This is a genomic window from Amycolatopsis dendrobii (assembly GCF_014145675.1).
Lineage (GTDB): Bacteria > Actinomycetota > Actinomycetes > Mycobacteriales > Pseudonocardiaceae > Amycolatopsis > Amycolatopsis dendrobii.
Genome location: NZ_JACGZW010000019.1, coordinates 71,275 through 93,117, shown reverse-complemented (window position 1 = coordinate 93,117; position 21,843 = coordinate 71,275). Strand labels below are relative to the sequence as shown.

Genomic DNA, 21,843 nt, shown 5'->3' with positions numbered 1-21,843 from the left:
AATCCGGGTCCGTCGGGGAGCCTGGCGCGGACGTCGGGAAGAATGCCGGGCGTCCCGGTGTTGTGCAGGGCATCTCCGGAAAAAAGTTCAACTAAACTAGAGGTTTTCACCAGCTGGGGGACACTCCGATGGACAACACCTGGGCGCTGCTCAGTTCCGCGATGCGAGCTGGCGACGCGCCGAAAGCACTGACCCGGGGCACGGTTCGCCGGGTCGCGCGGTTCGCCCGCCCGCACTGGGTGCGGCTGCTGGCCTTCCTGGTGCTCACCGTGATCTCGGCGGTGCTGGCGGTGACGACGCCGGTGCTCGCGGGCAAGGTCGTCGACGCGATCGTCGGCGGGCACGAGCTGAACGTGGTGATCTGGCTGTCGGTGGTGATCGCGGTGCTCGCGATCCTCGACGCCGGGCTCGGCCTCGCCGAACGCTGGCAGTCCGCGCGGATCGGCGAGGGGATCATCCTCGACCTGCGCGTGGCGGTGTTCGAGCACGTGCAGAAGCTGCCGATCGCGTTCTTCACGCGCACCCGCACCGGTGCGCTGGTCAGCAGGCTCAACAACGACGTGATCGGCGCGCAGCGCACCTTCACCGCGACTTTGTCCGGTTTGGTCACCAATGTGATCCAGCTGGCGCTGTCGCTCGTGGTGATGGTGTCGCTCTCGTGGCAGGTCACGCTCGTCGCGCTGGTCCTGTTGCCGATTTTCGTGCTGCCCGCCCGCAGGCTCGGCCGCCGCATGGCCGGATTGCAGCGCGAGGCCGCGCAGCTCAACGCCGGGATGACCACGCAGATGACCGAGCGGTTCTCCGCGCCGGGCGCCACGCTGGTGAAGCTCTTCGGGCGGCCGCGCCAGGAGGTCGCCGACTTCGGCCTCCGCGCCGGTCGGGTGCGCGACATCGGCGTCCGCACCGCGATGCTGACGCGCTGGTTCATGACCAGCCTGACCCTCGTGTCCGCGCTCGCGCAGGCGCTCGTCTACGGCCTCGGCGGCTACCTGGCGCTCACCGGCAAGCTCGAACCGGGCACCGTGGTGGCGCTGGCGCTGCTGCTGACCCGGCTGTACACGCCGCTGACCGCGCTCGCGAACGTGCGCGTGGACGTGATGACCGCGCTGGTGTCGTTCGAGCGGGTCTTCGAGGTGCTGGACCTGGAACCGATGATCAAGGAGCCGGCCGAGCCGAAGAAACTGCCCGAGGGCGGGGTTTCGGTCGAGTTCGCCGACGTGAAGTTCGGGTACCCGGCTGCGGACAAGTTCTCGCTCGCCTCGCTGGAGGACGTGGCCACTTTGGACAGCCGGGGCGGCGAGGAAGTGCTGCACGGCATCAGCTTCCGCGCCGAAGCCGGGCAGATGGTCGCGCTGGTCGGTTCGTCCGGTGCGGGCAAGTCGACGATCGCTTCGCTGCTGCCGCGGCTGTACGACGTGGACGCCGGCTCGGTGCGGCTGTCCGATGTGGACGTCAAGGACCTCAGTTTCGCTTCGCTGCGCGAAACCGTCGGCGTGGTGACCCAGGACGGGCACCTGTTCCACGACACGATCCGCGCCAACCTGAGCTACGCGCGCCCGGACGTCACGGACGACGAGATCTGGGCCGCGCTGGACAAGGCACGGCTGGGCGACCTGGTGCATTCGCTGCCGGACGGACTCGACACGACCGTCGGCGAACGCGGCTACCGGCTTTCCGGCGGCGAACGGCAGCGGCTCACCATCGCGCGATTGTTGCTGGCGCAGCCGAAGGTCGTAGTGCTGGACGAGGCGACCGCGCACCTGGACTCGGAATCCGAGGTCGCCGTGGGAGAAGCGCTCACCGGCGCGCTGGAAGGCCGGACGTCGCTGGTGATCGCGCACCGGCTGTCGACCGTGCGGGCGGCGGATCTGATCCTGGTGGTGGAAAACGGGGACATCGTGGAGCGCGGGACGCACGACGAACTGCTGGCGAAGGAAGGCCGGTACGCGGAGCTGTACCACACGCAGTTCGCGGAGGAGCCTGCTGCGGCGTAGGGGGGTCGTGAGTGTTGATCACGGTTAGAACCGTGATCAACACTCACGACGTCCTCAGCGCAACGCAGGCACTCGCGGCCCGTACTTGGCCAGCAGCGCCGCGTTCGCCGCGTCGCCACCCTCCACATTGGAGCTGCGCCACAACGGAACGTCGAGCCCTTCCGCGGTGCCCCGGTCGTAAACCTCGGCCAGAATCAAGTTCCACAAGAACGCATTGACCACAGTGGACAGGGGGCCAGTGCGCGGCGCAGCCGCCGGATAGCTGGCATCGCCGGGAATCACCAGCGAATCCAGCACCACAGTGCCTTCCTCGACCAGCGTCGTGGCGGAGCGACGCGGCGCGGCGGCCACGCACGCCCTCGACGTCACGGCGATCACCGAGGCGCCCCGGCGGCGCGCGCCAGCGGCCAATTCGACCGGGTACGGATTCACGCCGGACGTGGAAAAGACGACCAGCACGTCCTCCGGCCCCGGTGCGCGCTCGGCCAGCACCTCCTCGGCGAGCCCGGAACGGCGCTCGGTCCGCGTGCTCTGCTGCGCGCCGTGCAGCGGCAGCAGTTCCGGGTGGTACACGGGATACACGCAGGCGAGTCCGCCCGCGCGGTAGAACGTCTCGGCGACCGCCGCGAGCGAATGCCCGGCGCCGGCGGTGAAGACCAGCGCGTCGGCTCGGATCACCCCCAGCAGCAGATCGGCGGCGGCGGACACCTGCGCGGCGTTGGCCTCCGCGGCCGCCGCAAGCTGGTCCGAAGTGCTCTTCACGAGATCCGTGGCGCTCACCACACCTGCCCTTCCTCGCGGGTCCGGGCACCGAATCTATCGGGTGGACACGCTTCGTGGTGGATTACCGTGGAGTTGATCGAAATGGGGGTGCCGGTGAACGGGAAGCGGCAAAACGGCGGGCCGGATCCGGCCGTGCGGACGTGGCGGGCCCCCGGACAGACCCGCGCGGTGGCGCTCGTGCTGCACGGCGGGGCCGAACGCAGCACCGCGGTCGTCCAGCCGTGGCGATTGGCGTACCAGCGGATGGTGCCGCTGGCCCGCTCGCTGCGCCGCGCCGGCGGGCGGCACGGGCTGGAAGTCCGGCTGATGCGGAACCGGCTGTACGGCTGGAACGGGCGGATGGAAAGCCCGGTGCCGGACGCGCGCTGGGCCCTGGAACACATCAGAGCCGACCATCCCGGGCTGCCGGTGGTCCTCGTCGGCCATTCGATGGGCGGCCGCGTCGCGCTGCGGGTCGCCGACGATCCGGCGGTGACCGGGGTGTGCGCGATGGCCCCGTGGACGCCGCCGGGCGAGCCGGTGGACGCGGTGGCGGGCCGCGCGGTGCTGATCGCGCACGGCACCCGCGACCGGATGACCTCGCCCGCCGAGTCCTACGCCTTCGCCGCGCGCGCCCGCGAGGTCACCGACCTGGTCGCGCGGTTCGAGATCGCGGGCGAGGGCCATTCGATGCTCCGCCGTCCCGCGGTCTGGACCCGGCTGATGTGTGCTTTCACACTGGACCGGATCGGAGTGGGCGAGACGGACGAGACTCTTCGTCAGGCCTGGTCCCGCCCTTCCGGCGACCGGTTGCGCATTCCGGGGTAACCGGAGTGCGCGGCCCGGTCGCGAAGGCACCGGGGACGAAGCGGGAATATCATGGGGAAGGGCTCGAAAGCCCGTTCGGAGGGAGTGTCTTGTCCACGTCACGAGTCGATCCGACAGTGGTCTCAGCGGTCTCGCAGCCGGTGCCCGACGCATCCCGATGGCCCGGCCTCGCCACCCCGCCGCACTCTCCGCTGCGGGCGCGCGCGGCCGAGGCGCTGTTCCGGCACGCGGTGAAAACGCTGGACGTGCGGGTCTCGTTCCCGGACGGCACGGTGCTCGGCGCGGGCGGCCCGGACGCGCCGGAGATGCGCATTCACCGGCCTGCGGCGTTCTTCCACCGGCTCGGAGCCGACGCGAAGATCGGCTTCGGCGAGGCGTACCTGGTCGGCGACTGGACCGCGGAGGACCTGGCAGGCGTCCTCACGCCGTTCGCCGAGCGGCTCGCCACGCTCGTGCCGCCTTTCCTGCAGCGGTTCCGCCGGTTCGCGGAGCGCATGCAGCCGACCGCGGAAGAGAACACGATCGAGGGCGCGCGGTCGAACATCCACCGGCACTACGACCTGTCGAACGACCTGTTCAGCGCGTTCCTGGACGAGTCGATGATGTACTCGTCGGCGCTGTTCGGGCCCGGGGACACGCTCACCCAGGCGCAGCACCGCAAGCTCGACAGCGTGCTCGACTACGCCGGCGTGCGCAAAGGCAGCGAGGTGCTGGAAATCGGCACCGGATGGGGCGAGTTGTCCATCCGCGCGGCCTCGCGCGGCGCGAAGGTCACGTCGCTGACCATCTCGCAGGAGCAGAAGGTGCTCGCCGACGCCCGGATCGCCGAAGCGGGCTTTTCCGACCGCGTCGACGTGCGGCTGTGCGACTACCGCGAGGCCACCGGCGAATACGACTCGGTGGTCAGCGTGGAGATGATCGAGGCGGTCGGGGCGTCCTACTGGCCGACGTTCTTCTCCACGATCGGCAAGCGGTTGCGCCCGGGCGGGCAGTTCGGCCTCCAGGCGATCACCATGGACCACGACCGGATGCTGGCCTCGGCCAAGTCCTACACGTGGATCCACAAGTACGTCTTCCCCGGCGGCATCATCCCGTCGGTGCAGGCGATCGAGGACGGGATGCGCGAGAACACCCGGCTGAAGCTGGCCGGGATGCGCGAGTTCGGCCAGGACTACGCCCGCACGCTCAAGCTGTGGCGGGGCCGCTTCCAGCAGCGCTGGGACGACATCCGCGGCTTCGGGTTCGACGAGGTGTTCCGGCGGATGTGGGAGTTCTATCTCGCCTACTCCGAGGCCGGGTTCCGGTCGGGGCATCTGAAGGTCCACCAGTTCGGGTTCGCCGACCCGCGCTGAGGCCGTCTCACCTCGCCGGGACAACCCGCGTAGGGTCCCGCACGTCCACCGCAGGAGGACCGTGCAGGACTCTGCGCGGCCGCACACCGGATCGGGGAGACAGGCCCATGACGTACGGAGGCGACGACGGCAGGCGGCGCATGCCGCCCAGGCCACCGCAGCCACCCGCACGCCCGCGCCAGCAGCAGCGGGCGCAGATGCTGCCGCTGCCGGGGAGAGGGCAGAGCCCCTACGACGCCCGCACCCGGCCGATGGGCGCGCGCGGCGAGGCCCCGGCCCCGCCGCCGCCCGCACCGCCGAGGCAGGACCCGCCGGAGTACGGGGGCAGGCAGCCGCGGCCGCGCCGTCGCCGCCGGTGGAGCGTCGGCAAGATCCTGATGACGCTGCTCATCGTGTTCGTGCTGTTCGTGGGCGCGATCTGGGCGTATCTGGAGTTCAGCATCAACCGGGTGGACGCGATCGGCGACTACTCCGGGCGCCCGGCCGCGGCGTCGGGCACGAACTGGCTGATCGTCGGGTCGGACAGCCGCCAGGGCCTGAGCGCGGCGGACGAGGAGCGGCTGGCCACCGGCGATTCCGGCGAGGCGGGCGGGCAGCGCACCGACACGATCATGATCGCGCACCTGCCCGACAATTCGACGAAGCCGACGCTGCTGAGCCTGCCGCGCGACTCGCAGGTGAAGATCCCCGGCCACGGTACGAGCAAGATCAACGCCGCGTTCGCGCTCGGCGGCCCGAAACTGCTGGTCCAGACGGTCGAACAGGCCACCGGCCTGCGCATGGACCACTACGCGGAGATCGGCTTCGGCGGCTTCGCGAACATCGTCGACGCGATCGGCGGCGTCGACATGTGCATCGACAAGGACATGAGCGACCCGATGACCGGCATCGACATCAAGGCGGGCTGCCAGAAGCTCGACGGCCGCTCGGCGCTCGGCTTCGTCCGGATGCGGCACGCCGAGGCGACGCCGCGCTCGGACCTCGACCGGGTCGCGAACCAGCGGAAGTTCATCGGCGCGCTGGTGAGCCAGGTGGCGAGTCCCGGGACGCTGCTGAACCCGTTCGACTTCTTCCCGTTGCTCGGCTCCGCGCCGGACGCGCTGACCATGGACACCGGCGACCACGTGCACAACCTGGTCGGCCTGGCGATCGCGATGCGCGGTATCTCGTCGGACGGCGTCACGACCACGACGATGCCGATCACCGACGCGTCGGCGCAGCATTGGGACAAGAAGAAGTCCGCGCAGCTGTTCGACGCGCTGAAGAACGACAGCGAGGTGCCGAAGGACATCGTGCTGAACTGACGCTCTGTGGTGCGGCGGCGGCAGGCTCCGGGAAATTCGCGAGCCTGCCGCCGTTTCTGCTGTCAGGATGGCTCGCATGGAGACTCTTGCCGACGGTGTGGTCACCCTCGTTCGCTGGCGCCCGGAACATCGCGACGCTCAGGTGGCGACCGTCGTGGGATCCCTGGACCACCTCGCCGCGTGGATGCCCTGGGCGATCGACGGCTACGACCAGGCCAAGGGAGACGAGTTTCTGGCGCGCGTGGCCTCGCAGTGGGAGAGCGGGGAGGAGTACAACTACGCGATCTACACCCCGGACGACGAACTGGCGGGCAGCTGCGGCCTGATGCGCCGCGGGGACGGGTGGGAGATCGGGTACTGGCTCGCCAAGAGCCAGACGGGCAAGGGGTATGTGACGCGGGCGAGCGCTCTGCTGGTCGCTTTGGCTTGGCGGCTGGACGCTGCGTTTGTGTTGATCAAGCACGATTCGGAGAATGCCCGCAGCGGCGCGGTTCCGGAGCGGTTGGGGTTCTCCCGGGTGGGGGAGGAGAAGGCCGAGGGGCGGCTTCCGTCGGCCTGCAGCGGGGTGAATGTGGTGTGGCGGCTTGATCGGGCCGCTTGAGTGCCCGGCTGATCGGCACGGGGCAGGGCGAGAAACCCTGGCGCTGCTGTGCTTGAGAGCGCCCCACTGTGGCATTGAGTGCGTCGCATGCACCCAATGCCACAGTGGGGCAATCCTCGGCTGAGGCGGGGCTTCCGGGTGGCGCCGGTCAGGCGTCCGCGCGCTCCCGAAGCACCTTCAACGCCCGGTCAGCATGCGCCGTGAAGTTCAGCTCGCTCTTGATCACGTCCAGCACCCGCCGGTCCTCCGCGATCACGAACGTCTGCCGTTTCGTGTGCAGGGGCAGGATTTTGCGCCACACGCCGAACTGCTTCGCCACCGTACCGTCCACATCGGACAGAAGCGGATAGTCGAAATCGTGCTTCGCGGAGAACTCGCGCTGCTTGCCGACAGCGTCCGGGCTGATGCCGACCCGCTGCGCGCCCGCCTCGGCGAATTCCGCGGCGAGGTCCCGGAAATGGCAGCTTTCAGCGGTGCAGCCGCTCGTCATCGCGGCCGGGTAGAAGAACAGCACGACCGGTCCGTCGGCGAGGAGGGCGGACAGGGTGCGGTCGACGCCCTGGTCGTCGGGGAGGGTGAAGTCGGGGGCGAGGTCGCCAGGCTGCATCGGGGTAACCTTTCGGTCGTCGGCAACGCCATTTTGCCTGGGTGCCGGACACGTAGTCGCGGCGACCTCGGCAAACGACCGCGAGACCGCCTGGACCCTCCTGCTCACCAGCCTTGCTCGCCCCGGTTCCTCCAGGGCGCGTGCTGGCCGTCGCCTGATCGAGATCAGCTGTCCGTAACTTCTGAGCCGCTGAGACCGACAAGAAAGGACGTCAACTGGGACTGAAGTCGATTGCGGAGGAAATTGTGGCGCTGCTCAAGAAGAAGACGCCCGAAGAGGCAGCCGCGGAAGCCGCGGCGAAGGAGCAGGCACGCCGTGCGGCGGAGGATCGCAAACGCCAGGCGCAACTGGAGAAGGAAAGGCAAGCGTTTGAGCAGTCCCCAGCCGGGCGCGCCCGGGCGGCATTCAGGAAGGGCGACCACGTCTTCCAGTTCTCCATCGACGTAATGAACCAGAAGGCCGTCATCGTCGCGATGGTCGGCGGCACGACGACACAGCGGACGAGCGACCCTGTCGACGTGCTCAACTCCGTGTGCCGCGAAGGCTGGGACCTGGTCAACGGTTCGTTCGTCTTCGTCGAGCAGGGCCAGGAGAGCCGTGACAAGTTCATGTCGTCCGGACAGAACGTTGCGGTCAAAGGCGAAGTGGTGGGCTACTACCTGTTCAAGCGCTGCGAGGCGAACCGGCAGGCGGCATAGGCGCACGAAAGCCAGGGTCAGCCGGCGTGCCGGGCGATCATTTCGTCGACCTCGTCGCCCGTCGCGGACTCTGCCACGAACGAACCCCGCGCCGCCAGTACGCCCTGTTCCCGCAGCCGTTCCGCGTGGCCGGCGTCCCGAACGCCCTCCGCGCCGATGCGCAGCCCCAGCTCCTTCGCTCGCGTGACCAGCTGCGACAGGTGCCGCACGTCGGTCTCGGCGGGGTCGGGGTCGGCCAGTGCGTCGACGACCGGGCCGCTCAGGATGACGTGTTTGACCGGGAGCTGGTAGCGCGGGATGAGTTCCAGGTCGGACGAGCCGGAGATGGTGAGCACGAGTTGTGCGCCCAGGTCGGCGAGCACGCTGAACGAGTCCAGCAGTTCGCCTTCGCCGTCGAACATCGACGCGCGGTCGGTGCACAGCCGCAGCGCTCGCGCGGGCAGGCGGTGCCGGTCTAGCTGATTCTTGACCAGCAGCACCAGATCCGGGTCGATGGCGAGCCGCTTCGGCAGGCGGATGCAGACGTCCGGCGCGGCGGGGCCGTACTGTTCGCGCCAGCGTGCGGTCGCGCCGAGCGATTCCTGCAGCAGCCATTTGCCGAGCGGCACGGTCATTCCGGTGGTCTGCGCCAGCGGGTAGAACTCCTCGGGCCCGAGTTCGCCGCGTTCGGGGTGGCTCCAGAGCAGCCCGGCGTTCACCGCGGCGATCTCGTCCGGCTTCGCGAGCTTGACCGTCGGCTGGTAGATCAGCGAGAACTCGCCGTTCTCCAGCGCACCGGCGATCACCGCGCCGAGCTGGTAGCGGTTGCGGTCCCGTGCGTCGAGCTGCGGGTCGAACAGCATCCACTGCGCCTTGCCCGCCTCCTTGGCGCGGTGCAGCGCCAGTTCGGCCGCGCGCAGCAGATCGCTGTGGCTGCCGTCGTTCGCCGGGCGCACGACGATCCCGATGCTCGCGCTCACGCCGATGCCGTGCCCGTCGACGTACACCGGCTCGCTGAGCTCCTCCAGCACCCGGTCGGCCAGCACGACCGTCTTCTGCGCGGTCAGCTCCGGGCCGCGCAGCAACACCGCGAAACCGTCGCCGGACAGCCGCGCGACGTAGTCCTCGTGCTGGCCGTCGAACACCGACTTCAGCTTCCTCGAGATGGCCTTCAGCACCTGGTCGCCCATGCCGGCGCCGAGTCCGTCGTTGATCACCTTGAACCCGTCGATGTCCAGGTACAGCAAGGCGATCTCGTCGGAACCGCCCGAGCCGAGGGCGAGTTCGAGCTGGGCGTTGAACGCGGCGCTGTTCGGCAGTCCGGTCAGCGGATCGTGCAGGTTCTGGTGGCGCAGCCGTTCGCCGAGCAGGTGCAGGTCGTCGTCATCGGCGGCCATGAACACCGGGAAGTACGTGCCCGGCCGGTCGCCGGGCAGCGACGCGAGCGTGACGTTCGTGGTCAGTTCGCCGTCGCGGCTGTGGCCGAGCTGCACACTTTGGACAGTCCGGCGGGCGTCGGCGGTGAGGGGCAGGCCGTCGAGCGCGGTGCGCAGCCGTTCGGCGTCCTGCGGGCCGGCGGCGAGATCCGCGATGTGCCTGTCCCGCAACGCTGTCGTCGAGGTGCCGAGCAGCCGAGCCAGCGCGCCGTTCGCCTCGACGACGTTCCCGGCCGCGTCGGTGAGCGCGATGCCGAGCGGCGCGGAGGAGAAGAGCGCGGTGAACCGGCGCGTGGCACCCGCGTCCTCGGGACGCGCGGCGACCTCGCCGGCGAAGTCGAGCAGGAACCGCTCCACCTCGGCGGGAGGGAGCGTTACTCCGTTGGTGTCAGTCAGCGCCGCCGCGTACTTGCGCGCGACGTCGACCAACCCTGGCATGGCACCAGGCTCCGGCACACTCCACCTCTTCACACGCGGACAAAGACCAGCTCAGGCCCGGTGCGGAGGATCCGAAGACCCACACTGGGTACGAGTTGGCCATAAGTGATGCCACGGCATCACGGACCAAACAGGGTGTCTACCGGCTGAACGAGTGATGGGCACTACACAACTGGTGACATCAAGTCACCTTGAGTACACGAAGGTGGCCTGTACTGCGGTTTTGTCTCCAGCTGTCGACCTTTCTGTCCCGCTCGGCGGCCGTCAACGATAGGCCAACCGGGCGGGCAGTCCGTCGGCGGGCACCGGAAGCGAGACGTAGTCCCACTTGGCGACGTAGTCCTCGGGCACCGACCAGCGGTGCGCCCGCAGCAGCTCGTGCATGAGCGCTTTCACCTCAAGGCCGCCGAACTGCAACCCGATGCACTTGTGCGCGCCGCCGCCGAACGGCATCCACGCGAACCGGTGCGACTTGTCCTCGCGGCGGTCCGGCCCGAACCGCTCGGGGTCGAAGCGCAGCGGATCGGTCCAGTGCTCGGGGGAGTAGTGGTTCAGCGTCGGCGAAACCGCGACCATCGTGCCTTCCGGCAGGTAATGGCCGAGGACGGCAGTGTCCTTTGTGGTCTTTCGGGCCAGCGACGGCACCGGCGCGCGCAGCCGCAGCGCCTCCTTCATCACCAGATCCAGCGTTTCGAGGCTTTCCAGCGCGTCGAGGTCCGGCAGATCGTCGCCGAGCCGCAGCGACTCCTCGCGGGCGCGCTCCTGCCATTCCGGGTGTTTGGCGAGGTAGTAGGCCATCGCGCTGGCGGTGATGGTGGTCGTGTCGTGCGCGGCCATCATCAGGAAGATCATGTGGTTGACGATGTCGGCGTCGCTGAACCGGTCGCCGTCCTCGGAGACCGCGTGGCAGAGCGCGGAGAACAGGTCGTCGCCGTCCGCGTCGCGCTTGGCCGCCAGGTTCTCGCCGAAATAGCGCTCCAGCGTCCGCCTGCCGCGCAAACCCGCGGCCCAGCGACCGCCGGGCACCGGATATCGCACCACGGCGGTACCGGCGCGCACAGCGGCCACAAACGCGCGGTTGATGCGCTCGGCGTCGGAGGCGGAGCGCATGCCCATGAAAACCTGCGTCGCGACGTCCAGCGTCAGCTGCTTGAACGCCCAATACAGCTGGGGGCGGCCGGACGGCAGCGCGGCGACGCCTTCGCGCAGCGCCGGACCCATCTGCGCGACGTAGCCGCGGAGCCGGTCGCGGGTGAACGCCTCCTGCATGATCCGCCGGTGCAGGTGGTGCTCGCCGAAATCGAGCAGCATGAGCCCGCGCTCGAAGAACCGCTCGATGAAGAACTTCCAGCCCTCCTGGGAAAACGCCTTGTCCTTGTTCACGAGCGCGGCCTGGGTGGCTTCGGCTCCGGACAGCGTCACGATCCGCTGGCCGAACACGCCCATCCACGACACCGGGCCGAACTGCTCGAAGCGGTGCAGGCTGAAGTCGAGGCCGAACCGCATCCCGTCGAGCGTGTGGCCGATCAGCGGCGGCCCGTCGTCGCCGAGCACCGGTTTCAGGCCGCTGCCCGCCGGGGGAGGCGCGAGCTCGCGGACCGGCCAGCGCGCGCCGAGCCATCGGTCGTCCACCTTGCGCGGCAACGGGATCATGGTCAGCGGCGGCATCCGGCCGCGCAGGTTCTCCGACAGCCGCGTGACGCCGTCGCTCCCGGCGTGGGCGGCCCTGCCGAGCGCGCCGCCTGCCGTCGGGAATCCCGTCTTTCCGGTCACGTCCGCCATGGCGACCACCTCCCGGCAAGGGTATCGGTCGCGTCCACGGTCCCCTGTTATTGACGCGATGACAATACCTCGCGGGCCTGCCGTTCGGGTGATCCTCGGACCGGTGCCGGGCGGCGCGGCGGGCCGCCCGGCACCGGGGTGGGTCAGCGAGGTTCGGCGCGCAGTTCCCGGGCCGCGTCGACCAGGTGCCGCAGCGCCGGTTCGACCTCGGCGTAACCGCGGGTCTTGAGGCCGCAGTCCGGGTTGATCCACAGCCGTTCCGCCGGAACCGCGCCGAGCGCCGTGCGCACCAGGTCGGCCATCTCGTCCTGGTCCGGCACGCGTGGCGAGTGGATGTCGTACACGCCTGGACCGACGCCGCGGCCGAAGCCCGCTTCGTTCAGATCGGCGAGCACTTCCATCTTCGAGCGGGCGGCCTCGATGCTGGTGACGTCCGCGTCGAGGGCGTCGATCGCGGGCAGCACGTCGCCGAATTCCGAGTAGCACATGTGCGTGTGGATCTGGGTGGTTTCCGCGGCGCCCGAGGTGGCCAGCCGGAACGCGGGGACTGCCCAGCCGAAGTACGCCTCGCGGTCCGCCGCGCGCAGCGGCAGCAGCTCCCGTAATGCCGGTTCATCGACCTGCACGATCCGGATCCCGGCGGCTTCCAGGTCCGCGACCTCGTCCCGGACCGCCAGCGCGACCTGGCGTGCGGTGTCGGCCAGCGGCTGGTCGTCGCGGACGAACGACCACGCCAGGATCGTGACCGGGCCGGTCAGCATGCCCTTCACCGGGCGGTCGGTGCGGCTTTGCGCGTACTGCGCCCATTCGACGGTCATCGGCTGCGGCCGGGAGACGTCGCCGAAGAGGATTGGCGGGCGGACGCAACGGGATCCGTACGACTGGACCCAGCCGAGGGCGGTCGCCGCGAATCCGGTGAGCTGTTCGGCGAAGTACTGGACCATGTCGTTGCGCTCGGGTTCGCCGTGCACGAGGACGTCCAGGCCGAGGTCTTCCTGCAGCCGTACGACGCGGTCGATTTCGGTGCGCATCACGGTGCGGTAGGCGGTGTCGTCGAGTTTGCCCGCGCGGTGTGCGGCTCGGGCTCGGCGGACCTCGCGGGTTTGCGGGAAGGAGCCGATCGTGGTGGTCGGCAGCGGCGGAAGGTTCAGCGCTTTCTGTTGTGCTGCAGCGCGTTCTGCATACGGCGCGCGGACGGTGTCTTCTGGTTGGAGGGCTCCGACGCGGGCTCGGACGTCGGTGTCGTTGAGTTCGGCGGCTCCGGCCCGGTCGGCGACTGCGGCTCGTGCCGGGCCGAGGTCGACGTTCTCTCCGCTGAGCGCTCGGCCGAGCAGCACGACCTCGTCCACCTTTTGCCGGGCGAAGGCCAGCCAGTTCTTGAGCCGCGGGTCGAGGTCTGTTTCCGCGCGCACGTCGTAGGGGACGTGAAGGAGCGAGCATGACGTCGAGATGCTCACGTGTGCTGCGGTGTCCCTCAGCCGGGCTGCGCGGGCCAGAGCGACGCCTGGGTCTGTGCGCCAGACATTCCGGCCGTCGACGACCCCGGCTAGGACTTCCTTGTCTCGCAGCGCTCCTTCCACGGCGACTTTGTCCGCAAAGGATTCATCGGTCACCAGATCGACGGCTATCGCTTCGATGGGGGAGCGGGCCAGGACGCCCAGTGCCCGGCCGAGGCCGCCGAAGTATCCGGCTGCCAGCAGCTTCGGGCGGTGGTTTTCCTTGGCCAGCCAGTGGTAAGCGCGGGTGAGCGCGTTGAACTCCGGCGTGGTTCGGTCGGCTGCGAAGGCCGGTTCGTCCAACTGGACCCATTCGACGCCCTCGTCGGCCAGTTTGCCCAGTAGCTCGGCATATGCGGGCAGCAGTTCGTCCAGCAGGTCCAGCGGGGTGAAGCCGGGTTCGGCCGACTTCGCCAGCAGCAGGAAGGTGACCGGGCCGACGAGCACGGGGCGGGTGGTGATGCCGAGCGCCTTTGCCTCGCGGACCTCGTCGACCGGTGTGGTGCCGGTGAGTGCGAAGCGGGAGTCCGGGCCCAGTTCCGGGACGAGGTGGTGGTAGTTGGTGTCGAACCATTTGGTCATTTCGAGCGCGGGCGCGTCCGGCACCCCGCGTGCTGCGGCGAAGTAGGTGTCCAGTGGCGACAGGCCCAGCCGGGTGAAGCGTTCCGGCAGGGCGCCGAAGAGGGCGGCGGTGTCCAACACCTGGTCGTAGAGCGAGAAAGTGCTGGACGGGATCGAGTCGAGGCCCTGGTCCCGCAGGGTCGTCCAGGTTTGCTCGCGCAGCTGCCGTCCGGTGGCTCGTAGTTCTTCCTCGGTGCTCTTTCCCGCCCAGCAGGCCTCGAGCGCTCGCTTCAGTTCGCGGGCCGGGCCGATTCGCGGGTAGCCGAGAATCGTGGTGCCGATCGTGTTCACAGCATGCATCCTCACGTGCTCGCCGGAAGAGCCCGGGCACGCGGAAACGCCGTGCTTCGGTCGGCGCCTTGTCCCGCGAGGCCCGGACTCACGCACGCCGTCGGCGTGCGTGCCATTGGCAGGTATTCGGACTCGTGGGCGTATCGCTCGTGCCTACCGGCTGTCGCTTCCCGGGCTTGGCGCCCAGTGCTTTACCGCGTTTCGCGGTGACAGCTTTCGTTCCCACATACCGCTGCGGGGCAGTCCCGGAATCGCACCGGGTTCCCTGTTGCCTCGTCGGGACGCGGCTGCGTCCTGGCGAACCAGTGGCGGGGTCAGCTTACCGGGTCCGGGGCCAGGATGCGGGTGTCCCAGGGTTCGGGAGGGATAGTCGTGCTGCTTGCCGGAGCAGGAGGGAGCGTTGCGAGACGAACGGAGGAGCTGCACCGTGCTGTCTGGCGTCAAGCATGGTGCAGCTGATGTTTTTGGCGCACCGTCCGTTAACGCCTGGCCATTGCTCACTGGCGGGCCATATTTTCTGCTTATTTTTCAGTCTCTGCTCGAAATTGCTGTGCGCACCAGGGAACATCCGTTGACTGGGTTGTCGCCCGGTCGGCGGTTTCTTGCGTGCAACAGCCAGGACAAGGTGTGGAGTTGTTGGTGACGCACCAACATTCGGGAGACTCAGTTCGTGACTTCGCAAGGGAGGGGCGATGCGAATTCTTTCTCCTGCTCGATCATTTTATGCGGTTTTAGTGCTTATTTCTTCGACGTTCGCGGCGAGCGTCAGTCAGGCAAGCGCGGTCAGTCAACCAGCGTGCACGATTTCGGATCACTGCTACGCTGTGGGATTCATCGGATCCAAGCAGCAGCCGTTGTGGATGAACGGGGTCGGTTCGGATCTGACGGTTGGTTGTCTTCATGTGGACAACCGAGATGCCGAGTTCGCCAACTGGGAGCAGTGGCTTCTCACCAACCTCAACAATCCGAAGCTGGACACCTGGGTTGAAGCGGGAATGACCGCGGGAACACTGTACAGTTCCCCGGGGCGCGAGAAAGGATTTCTGTGGTGCTGGGCCGATCAGCGGCCAGGGGTGCCGTACCGGGAGTTCTACATCAAGTCCGCGCATGAGCTCGCCAGCGAGAACGTGACCTTCCGCTGGGTTCCCGGCAGTCCCAATTGGGAGATTCGCCAGAATGGGAATCTTGTCGGAATTTCCGAAGGCAACGGGGCATTCGGCGGCCAAGCGGACAATGTACTCGAGGTAACGGTCCCGAGTGCTCGAGTGTTTGCCAACTCTTCAAAGTTTCAATACCAGGATACCGGCAACCAGTGGCATCCCGCTCAAGCGGAACTGGTCAACGATCGACCAGATCTGTTTCTTATGTACACAAACGGGCAAAACATAACGGGTGCAACGCGCAAGCCTTGCGTAGACAAGACGGAGAAGATGTCTGCCGAAAGCAACGTCACGCCGCCTACTTCCGCCGACCTGCTGGGTGTGGCGAAGAGGTTGGCTGCCGCGAATGGCGAGAGCAGCCCGGCCGATATTCGATATGTGAAAACCGACCGCAATGCTCTTAAGTATATTGACGGAACGCAGCCCAAGGCCAATGATCCGGTGTACTTGATTCAAATGACCGGTAACTTCGTGGGGTACGCCGCCAAGATCCCCAGGGGAAGCAATGCTCCCAGGGGAAACGTGCTCACCGTAACGGTAGACGCGAAATCCGGGCACATGCTGGGCTGGTCGATCCTGGTGGAGCCGCACGACCTTGCGACGTTCGGAGTGGTGTCGGCACTGCGGTAGCGAAGGGGCCTGGCAAACGAACTCGGCCGCACCCTGGACAGGGTGCGGCCGAGTTCCCGCAGGTGTCTCGAGGTGGGGATCAGTCCCAGTCGAGCGCGCCGCCGGACTGGTATTCGATGACGCGGGTTTCGAAGAAGTTCTTCTCCTTCTTCAGGTCCATCGCCTCCGACATCCACGGGAACGGGTTCTCGTTCTCGCCGTAGATCGGGGACAGGCCGATCTGCTGGGCGCGCCGATCGGTGATGAAGTGCATGTACTGCTCGCACAGGTCAGCCGACAGGCCCAGCATGCCGCGCGGCATGGTGTCGCGGGCGTACTTGACCTCGAGTTCGCACGCTTCCTGCAGCATTCCGCGCACCTCGGCCTGGAATTCTTCGGTCCACAGGTGCGGGTTCTCGATCTTGATCTGGTTGATGCAGTCGATGCCGAAGTTCAGGTGGATCGACTCGTCGCGCAGGATGTACTGGTACTGCTCGGCGATGCCGACCATCTTGTTCCGCCGGCCGAGCGACAGGATCTGCGCGAAACCGGTGTAGAACCACATGCCCTCGAAGATCACGTAGAACGCCACGAGGTCGCGCAGGAACGCCTGGTCGGCTTCCGGCGTGCCGGTCTCGAAGTCGGGGTTCTCCAGGTTCTGCGTGTACTTCAGCGCCCACGCGTCCTTGTCCGAAATGGACGGAACCTCGCGGTACATGTTGAACAGCTCGCCCTCGACCAGGCCGAGGCTTTCGCAGATGTACTGGAAGGTGTGCGTGTGCACGGCCTCCTCGAAGGCCTGGCGCAGCAGGTACTGGCGGCACTCCGGGTTGGTGATCTGCCGGTACACCGCGAGCACGATGTTGTTGGCCACCAAGGACTCCGCCGTGGCGAAGAAGCCGAGGTTGCGCTTGAGCATCTGCCGCTCGTCCTCGGTCAGGCCGTCCGGAGACTTCCACAGCGCGATGTCGGCCTGCATCGCGACCTCGGTCGGCATCCAGTGGTTGTTGCAGGCCGCGAGGTACTTGTCCCATGCCCACCGGTACTTCATCGGCAGCAGCTGGTTGACGTCGGCGCGCGCGTTGATCATCCGCTTGTCGTCGACGTTGATCCGGGCCGCGCCGACCTCGATCTCGCCGAGGCCGGTCGCGTCCGTCGTTTCCACGTTCGTCATCAGGGTTTCCTTACTGGCAGGCTTCGCAGTCGGGGTCGTCGATCCGGCAGGCAGCGCCCTCGGTCGCGACGAAATCGACGTCGGTCTTCGGCATCTCCTTCGGCTCCGCCGGAACGGCCGCGGCGGGCGACGGCGACGGCGCGGGGGAGGCGGCCGGGACCGCGGCGGACGGCGACGGCGACGGAGAAGCAGCCGGGGCCGCGGCGGGGGCGGCGGCCGACGGAGCGGCCGGGGCCGGGGTGGCGGAGACGGCGTTCAGCTTGCCGTCGGTGCCGCGCAGGGTGCTCTTCTCCACGTGCGTCGCGGACTGCGCCCGCAGGTAGTACGTGGTCTTGAGGCCCTTGTGCCAGGCGTAGCGGTACAGCTCGTCGAGCTTGCGGCCGCTCGGGGCCGCGATGTACAGGTTCAGCGACTGTGCCTGGTCGATCCACTTCTGCCGCACCGAACCGGCGTCCACGATCCACTTCGACTCGATCTCGAAGGCGGTCGCGTACAGCGCCTTGAGGTCGTCGGGGACCCGGTCGATCTGGCCGAGGCTGCCGTCGAAGTACTTCAGGTCGCTGACCATGACCTCGTCCCACAGGCCGCGCGCCTTCAGGCTCTTGACCAGGTGCGGGTTCACGACGGTGAAGTCGCCGGACATGTTCGACTTGACGTACAGGTTCTGGAACAGCGGCTCGATCGACTGGCCGACGCCGGAGATGTTGGAGATCGTCGCGGTCGGCGCGATCGCCATCACGTTCGAGTTGCGCATGCCGACGGTCTTGACGCGCTCGCGCAGCGGGGCCCAGTCCAGCGTGGTGGAGGTGTCGACGTCGAGGCCGTCGCCCTGGCGGGCGTCGATGAGCAGTTGCATCGAGTCGATCGGCAGGATTCCCTTGCTCCACAAGGAACCCTCGAACGTCTGGTACTGGCCGCGCTCCTGCGCGAGATCGGTCGAGGCCGAGATCGCGTAGTAGGAGAGGTGCTCCATCGACACGTCGGCGAACTTCACCGCGTCGGCGGACGCGAACGGCACGCCCAGCTCGAACAGCGCGTCCTGGAAGCCCATGATGCCAAGGCCGACCGGACGGTGGCGCAGGTTGGAGCGGCGCGCCTCCGGGATCGTGTAGAAGTTGATGTCGATCACGTTGTCGAGCATCCGGACCGCGGTGCGCACGGTCTTCTCGAGCCGCTTGGTGTCGAGCCCTTCAGGGGTGACGTGCTTGAGCAGGTTCACCGAGCCGAGGTTGCAGACCGCGACCTCTTCGGTGTTCGTGTTCAGCGTGATCTCGGTGCACAGGTTGGACGAGTGCACGACGCCGACGTGCTGCTGCGGCGAACGCAGGTTGCACGGGTCCTTGAAGGTGATCCACGGGTGGCCGGTCTCGAACAGCATGGTCAGCATCCGCCGCCACAGCTCGACCGCGCGGACCTTGCGGAACACCTTGATCTCGCCGCGCGCGGCGGCCGCCTCGTACTCGCGGTAGCGCTGCGCGAACGCGTTGCCGTAGAGGTCGTGCAGGTCCGGCGTCTCGTTCGGCGAGAACAGCGTCCACTCGACGTTCGCCTCGACGCGGCGCAGGAACTCGTCCGGGACCCAGTTGGCGGTGTTCATGTCGTGCGTGCGCCGCCGGTCGTCGCCGGTGTTCTTGCGCAGGTCGAGGAATTCCTCGATGTCGACGTGCCAGGTCTCCAGGTACGCGCACGCCGCGCCCTTGCGCTTGCCGCCCTGGTTGACCGCGACCGCGGTGTCGTTGGCGATCTTCAGAAACGGCACGACGCCCTGGGACTGCCCGTTGGTGCCCTTGATGTGCGCGCCGAGGCCGCGGACCGGGGTCCAGTCGTTGCCGAGGCCGCCGGAGTACTTGGCCAGCAGCGCGTTGTTCTTGTACGCCTGGAAGATCGAGTCCAGGTCGTCGTCCACAGTGGTCAGGAAGCAGGACGACAGCTGCGCGCGGTTGGTGCCGCTGTTGAACAGCGTCGGGGTGGACGCCATGAAGTGGAACGTCGAGAGCAGTTCGTAGAACTCGATGGCGCGGGCTTCGCGGTCGTCCTCGCGGATCGCCAGGCCCATCGCGACGCGCATGAAGAACGCCTGCGGCAGCTCGAACCGCACGCCGTTGTGGTGCTGGAAGTACCGGTCGTACAGGGTCTGCAGGCCGAGGAAGCCGAAGTCGAGGTCGCGCTCGGGGCGGATCGCGGCGGTGATCTTGTCCAGGTCGAACGTGGTCAGCTCGGCATCGACCAGTTCGAGTTCGACGGCGCGGCGCAGGTAGGCGCGGAAGTACGGCGCGTACTCGGTCGCCATCTCGTCTTGGCTGGCCTGGCGGGGAGTGCCGGCGAGGTAGCTCAGCGCCTCGCCGCGGAGCTTGTCCAGCAGCAGCCGGGCGGACACGAACGAGTAGTTCGGCTCCTGCTCGACGAGCACGCGCGCGGCCATGATCTGCGCGAGCGCCAGCTCGTCGGCGGTGATGCCGTCGTAGAGGTTGCGCTTGGCCTCGGCCAGCACCGGCTCGGCGGACACGTCTTCGAGCCCGGCGACAGCCTCGCCGACGACGTGCGAAACGCGCGCCCAGTCGAGCGGGCGCAGCGTCCCGTCGGCGCCCTTGACGCTCAGCGCGACTTCGGCGGACGCGGGCGCGGCGGCCTCGCGGGCCTTTGTGCGCTCGTCGCGGTAAAGCACGTAGGCGCGGGCGACTTTGTGGTGCTCGCCGCGCATCAGGGCGAGTTCGACCTGGTCCTGGATCTGCTCGATGTGCAGCGGGGTCTCCGGGCCGGTGTGGCGCAGCAGCGCCGCCTCGACCTGCCCGGTCAGCTCCGCGACCACGTGGTGCACGCGGGAGGACGCGGCGGCGTCGCCGCCCTCGACCGCGAGGAAGGCCTTGGTCAGCGCCACCGAGATCTTGCCCGCGTCGAAGGGCGAGACGCTTCCGTCCCGCCGGATGACGCGGACCGCGCTCGGGGCCCCCTCCGCCGCCGACGGCGGCCGCTGACCGGTTTCCACTGACATGCGTGTCTCCAACAGATCCTCGAAATGGGCGCGTTCGAGCGGCACACAGCCGGTCAAGGCCATGCGCTGCGGTTTCGTCGAAACAGCCCGGCCGCCCTCGTCAAGCGGTCTCCCCGTCGCTGGGGGCTGCCGGTTCCCAGAGACTACATGTTGGGGTGGGGGCTCGCACGGGCCCCAAGGTATGGCGTGTCGGTCTCACCCTGGCGGGTTATCCGATCACCGAGGGCAAGATCCGAAACGCAGCTTCGTGGCGGCCAGTGCGGCACTGGCCACGGGCCGTTTCCCGGCCAGGTACGCCAGTGGTCCGGTGGGGTTGACCGACCAGTCCGCGGCTGCCGCCCGGGGCTTCGAACGCCACTCGACCGGGGTACGCAGCGGGCTGCCGTTTCGGGCTTGAGCGATCTCGAAGCGTACCGGGAGTGTGATCGGCAGCCCGAGGCGCGGGGTGAAGGCGGCGGTGGCGATCCAGTCGTCGGAGGTCGCCGCGGTGAAGGTGCGCCCGCCGGTGAAGGTGAAGGCCGCGAGTTCCTTCGGAATGCCCCAGAGTTCGCGCCCGCCCGCGCGCGAGACCTCGCTGTCGACCCAGATGTCGGTGATCGACGCGGCGAGCCCGCGGCCGCGCACGGCGACGCAGGACAGGAGCTCGTGGTAGCTCAGCCGACCGGACGGCAGGTAGTCGATCCAGGCGGTGAAGACGGCGGCCTGGTTGTCGAGGAGCAGCGGTTCGGCGCCGGCGGGAAGCTTGGGCAGCTCGTCGATGGGGACTCGCCACATCGAGATGCAGGCGTCGGCGGCGAGGTGCCACGGTTCGGGCGGGTACTCGGTCATTCGCTGGTCCACGGGAGGTACGGCGGCAGGTCGCGGTCCACGCGCAACGGGAACTCGGGCGGGCGTTTCTGGAAGAACGAGGCGATGCCTTCTACGGCGTCGGGGTTCGAGCCCAGTCGGGAGATGAGCTTCGAGTCCACCTGGTGGACGTCGAACGGCGACGGTGCTGAGGCCATCCGGTAGAGCAGTTGCCTCGTGACCGCTACCGCGACCGGGGCGGTGGTCTCGGCGATCTCCTTCGCTTTGGCCTGTGCTTGCGCGAGGACGTCGTCGGGACCGTGGATCTGGTGGACTAGCCCGGTCTGGAGTGCTTCGTCGGGTCCGAAGAGTCGTCCGCTGACCATCCAGTCGACGGCCGCGCCCATGCCGACTAGGCGGGGGAGGAACCAGGCGGACGCGCCTTCGGGGTAGATGCCGCGGCGGGTGAAGACGAAGCCGAACTTGGAGTCGGTGGAGGCGAGGCGGTAGTCGCAGGAGAGGGTGATGGTGATTCCCGCGCCTACGGACGCCCCGCGTAGTGCGGCGATGACTGGCTTGTTCATGGTGAAGATTCGCTTCGAGACGCGGCCGGCTGGTTCCTGCCAGTCGTCCGGCGGGCGGTCGCCGAAGTCGAAACCGCCGGAGGAGAGGTCGGCTCCTACGGAGAAGTCCTTGCCGGTGGTGCCTAGTACGACTGCGCGGATGTTCTCGTCCCGGTCGGCCCGGTCCAGGGCGTGGGCTAGTTCGTCGGCCATCCGGGTGGTGTAGCCGTTGCGGGCCTCGGGGCGGTTGAGGAGGACGGTCGCGACGTTGGCGGCGACCTCGTAGGTGATCTCCGCGTAGGAGTCCATGTCGGGACGGTAGGGGGGTTGTTTTCGTGGTGTCAATAGTGGGGTGGCTCGTCGCCTGGCG

16 protein-coding genes and 1 riboswitch are annotated in these 21,843 nt (G+C 68.1%); of the genes, 7 read left to right on the top strand and 9 right to left on the bottom strand.

From position 1 onward, the window contains the following. Window positions 1-128: 128 nt before the first annotated feature. Window positions 129-1,994 carry an ABC transporter ATP-binding protein gene (locus H4281_RS40235; RefSeq protein WP_182896093.1) on the top strand — a complete coding sequence of 622 codons (1,866 nt, stop codon included), beginning with the start codon at window positions 129-131 and terminating at the stop codon, window positions 1,992-1,994. Window positions 1,995-2,048: 54 nt separating this feature from the next. On the opposite strand, the gene H4281_RS40230 is transcribed toward H4281_RS40235, so the two are convergent. Then, window positions 2,049-2,777, bottom strand: coding sequence for an SIS domain-containing protein (locus tag H4281_RS40230; RefSeq protein ID WP_182896092.1), 729 nt, complete (start codon window positions 2,775-2,777; stop codon window positions 2,049-2,051). 81 nt (window positions 2,778-2,858) lie between these two features. Here H4281_RS40230 and H4281_RS40225 point away from each other — a divergent pair, with 81 nt between their 5' ends. From H4281_RS40225 to H4281_RS40210, 4 genes are all read left to right on the top strand, one after another. Next, the gene (locus H4281_RS40225; protein WP_182896154.1) at window positions 2,859-3,584 is read left to right on the top strand and encodes an alpha/beta hydrolase; all 726 of its coding nucleotides are present in this window, start codon (window positions 2,859-2,861) and stop codon (window positions 3,582-3,584) included. Window positions 3,585-3,673: 89 nt separating this feature from the next. After that, window positions 3,674-4,936, top strand: a complete 1,263-nt coding sequence (locus H4281_RS40220) for an SAM-dependent methyltransferase (RefSeq protein WP_182896091.1) — start codon at window positions 3,674-3,676, stop codon at window positions 4,934-4,936. Between the two features lie 107 nt (window positions 4,937-5,043). Beyond that, window positions 5,044-6,240: an LCP family protein gene (locus tag H4281_RS40215; protein WP_182896090.1), complete on the top strand. Its 1,197-nt coding sequence runs from the start codon at window positions 5,044-5,046 to the stop codon at window positions 6,238-6,240. Between the two features lie 76 nt (window positions 6,241-6,316). Continuing rightward, window positions 6,317-6,841, top strand: a complete 525-nt coding sequence (locus H4281_RS40210) for a GNAT family N-acetyltransferase (protein ID WP_220508562.1) — start codon at window positions 6,317-6,319, stop codon at window positions 6,839-6,841. 148 nt (window positions 6,842-6,989) lie between these two features. Here the strand turns inward: H4281_RS40210 and H4281_RS40205 are convergent, their stop codons facing one another. Then, the gene (locus tag H4281_RS40205) at window positions 6,990-7,448 is read right to left on the bottom strand and encodes a peroxiredoxin (protein WP_182896088.1); all 459 of its coding nucleotides are present in this window, start codon (window positions 7,446-7,448) and stop codon (window positions 6,990-6,992) included. 245 nt (window positions 7,449-7,693) lie between these two features. On the opposite strand from H4281_RS40205, the gene H4281_RS40200 reads away from it, so the two are divergent. Further along, entirely contained in the window at window positions 7,694-8,146 is a 453-nt protein-coding gene (locus tag H4281_RS40200) for a hypothetical protein (RefSeq protein WP_182896087.1), read from the top strand. Between the two features lie 17 nt (window positions 8,147-8,163). Here the strand turns inward: H4281_RS40200 and H4281_RS40195 are convergent, their stop codons facing one another. The 3 genes from H4281_RS40195 to metE form a co-directional block, all read right to left on the bottom strand. Next, window positions 8,164-9,999 carry a diguanylate cyclase domain-containing protein gene (locus H4281_RS40195; RefSeq protein ID WP_182896086.1) on the bottom strand — a complete coding sequence of 612 codons (1,836 nt, stop codon included), beginning with the start codon at window positions 9,997-9,999 and terminating at the stop codon, window positions 8,164-8,166. A gap of 264 nt (window positions 10,000-10,263) precedes the next feature. Then, complete coding sequence (locus H4281_RS40190) at window positions 10,264-11,667, bottom strand: cytochrome P450 (RefSeq protein ID WP_182896153.1); 1,404 nt, start codon at window positions 11,665-11,667, stop codon at window positions 10,264-10,266. Between the two features lie 257 nt (window positions 11,668-11,924). Beyond that, a complete protein-coding gene (gene metE / locus H4281_RS40185) occupies window positions 11,925-14,198 on the bottom strand; it encodes a 5-methyltetrahydropteroyltriglutamate--homocysteine S-methyltransferase (RefSeq protein ID WP_182896085.1) in 2,274 nt (757 codons plus the stop codon). A 91-nt stretch (window positions 14,199-14,289) separates the two neighbouring features. After that, window positions 14,290-14,511, bottom strand: a riboswitch (cobalamin riboswitch). 370 nt (window positions 14,512-14,881) lie between these two features. Here metE and H4281_RS40180 point away from each other — a divergent pair. Continuing rightward, window positions 14,882-15,979 carry a hypothetical protein gene (locus tag H4281_RS40180; RefSeq protein WP_182896084.1) on the top strand — a complete coding sequence of 366 codons (1,098 nt, stop codon included), beginning with the start codon at window positions 14,882-14,884 and terminating at the stop codon, window positions 15,977-15,979. 79 nt (window positions 15,980-16,058) lie between these two features. Here H4281_RS40180 and H4281_RS40175 read toward each other — a convergent pair whose 3' ends face one another. From H4281_RS40175 to H4281_RS40160, 4 genes are all read right to left on the bottom strand, one after another. After that, window positions 16,059-17,132 (bottom strand): ribonucleotide-diphosphate reductase subunit beta, encoded by a 1,074-nt coding sequence (locus H4281_RS40175; RefSeq protein WP_182896083.1) that lies wholly within the window; start codon window positions 17,130-17,132, stop codon window positions 16,059-16,061. Between the two features lie 10 nt (window positions 17,133-17,142). Then, on the bottom strand, window positions 17,143-20,124 hold the full coding sequence (locus H4281_RS40170) for a ribonucleoside-diphosphate reductase subunit alpha (protein WP_182896082.1): 2,982 nt from the start codon (window positions 20,122-20,124) through the stop codon (window positions 17,143-17,145). Between the two features lie 216 nt (window positions 20,125-20,340). Beyond that, entirely contained in the window at window positions 20,341-20,952 is a 612-nt protein-coding gene (locus H4281_RS40165) for an acetoacetate decarboxylase family protein (protein WP_182896081.1), read from the bottom strand. Then, window positions 20,949-21,782 carry an enoyl-CoA hydratase-related protein gene (locus H4281_RS40160; RefSeq protein WP_182896080.1) on the bottom strand — a complete coding sequence of 278 codons (834 nt, stop codon included), beginning with the start codon at window positions 21,780-21,782 and terminating at the stop codon, window positions 20,949-20,951. Before H4281_RS40160 ends, H4281_RS40165 begins: the two co-directional genes overlap by 4 nt. Between the last annotated feature and the right edge of the window lie 61 nt (window positions 21,783-21,843).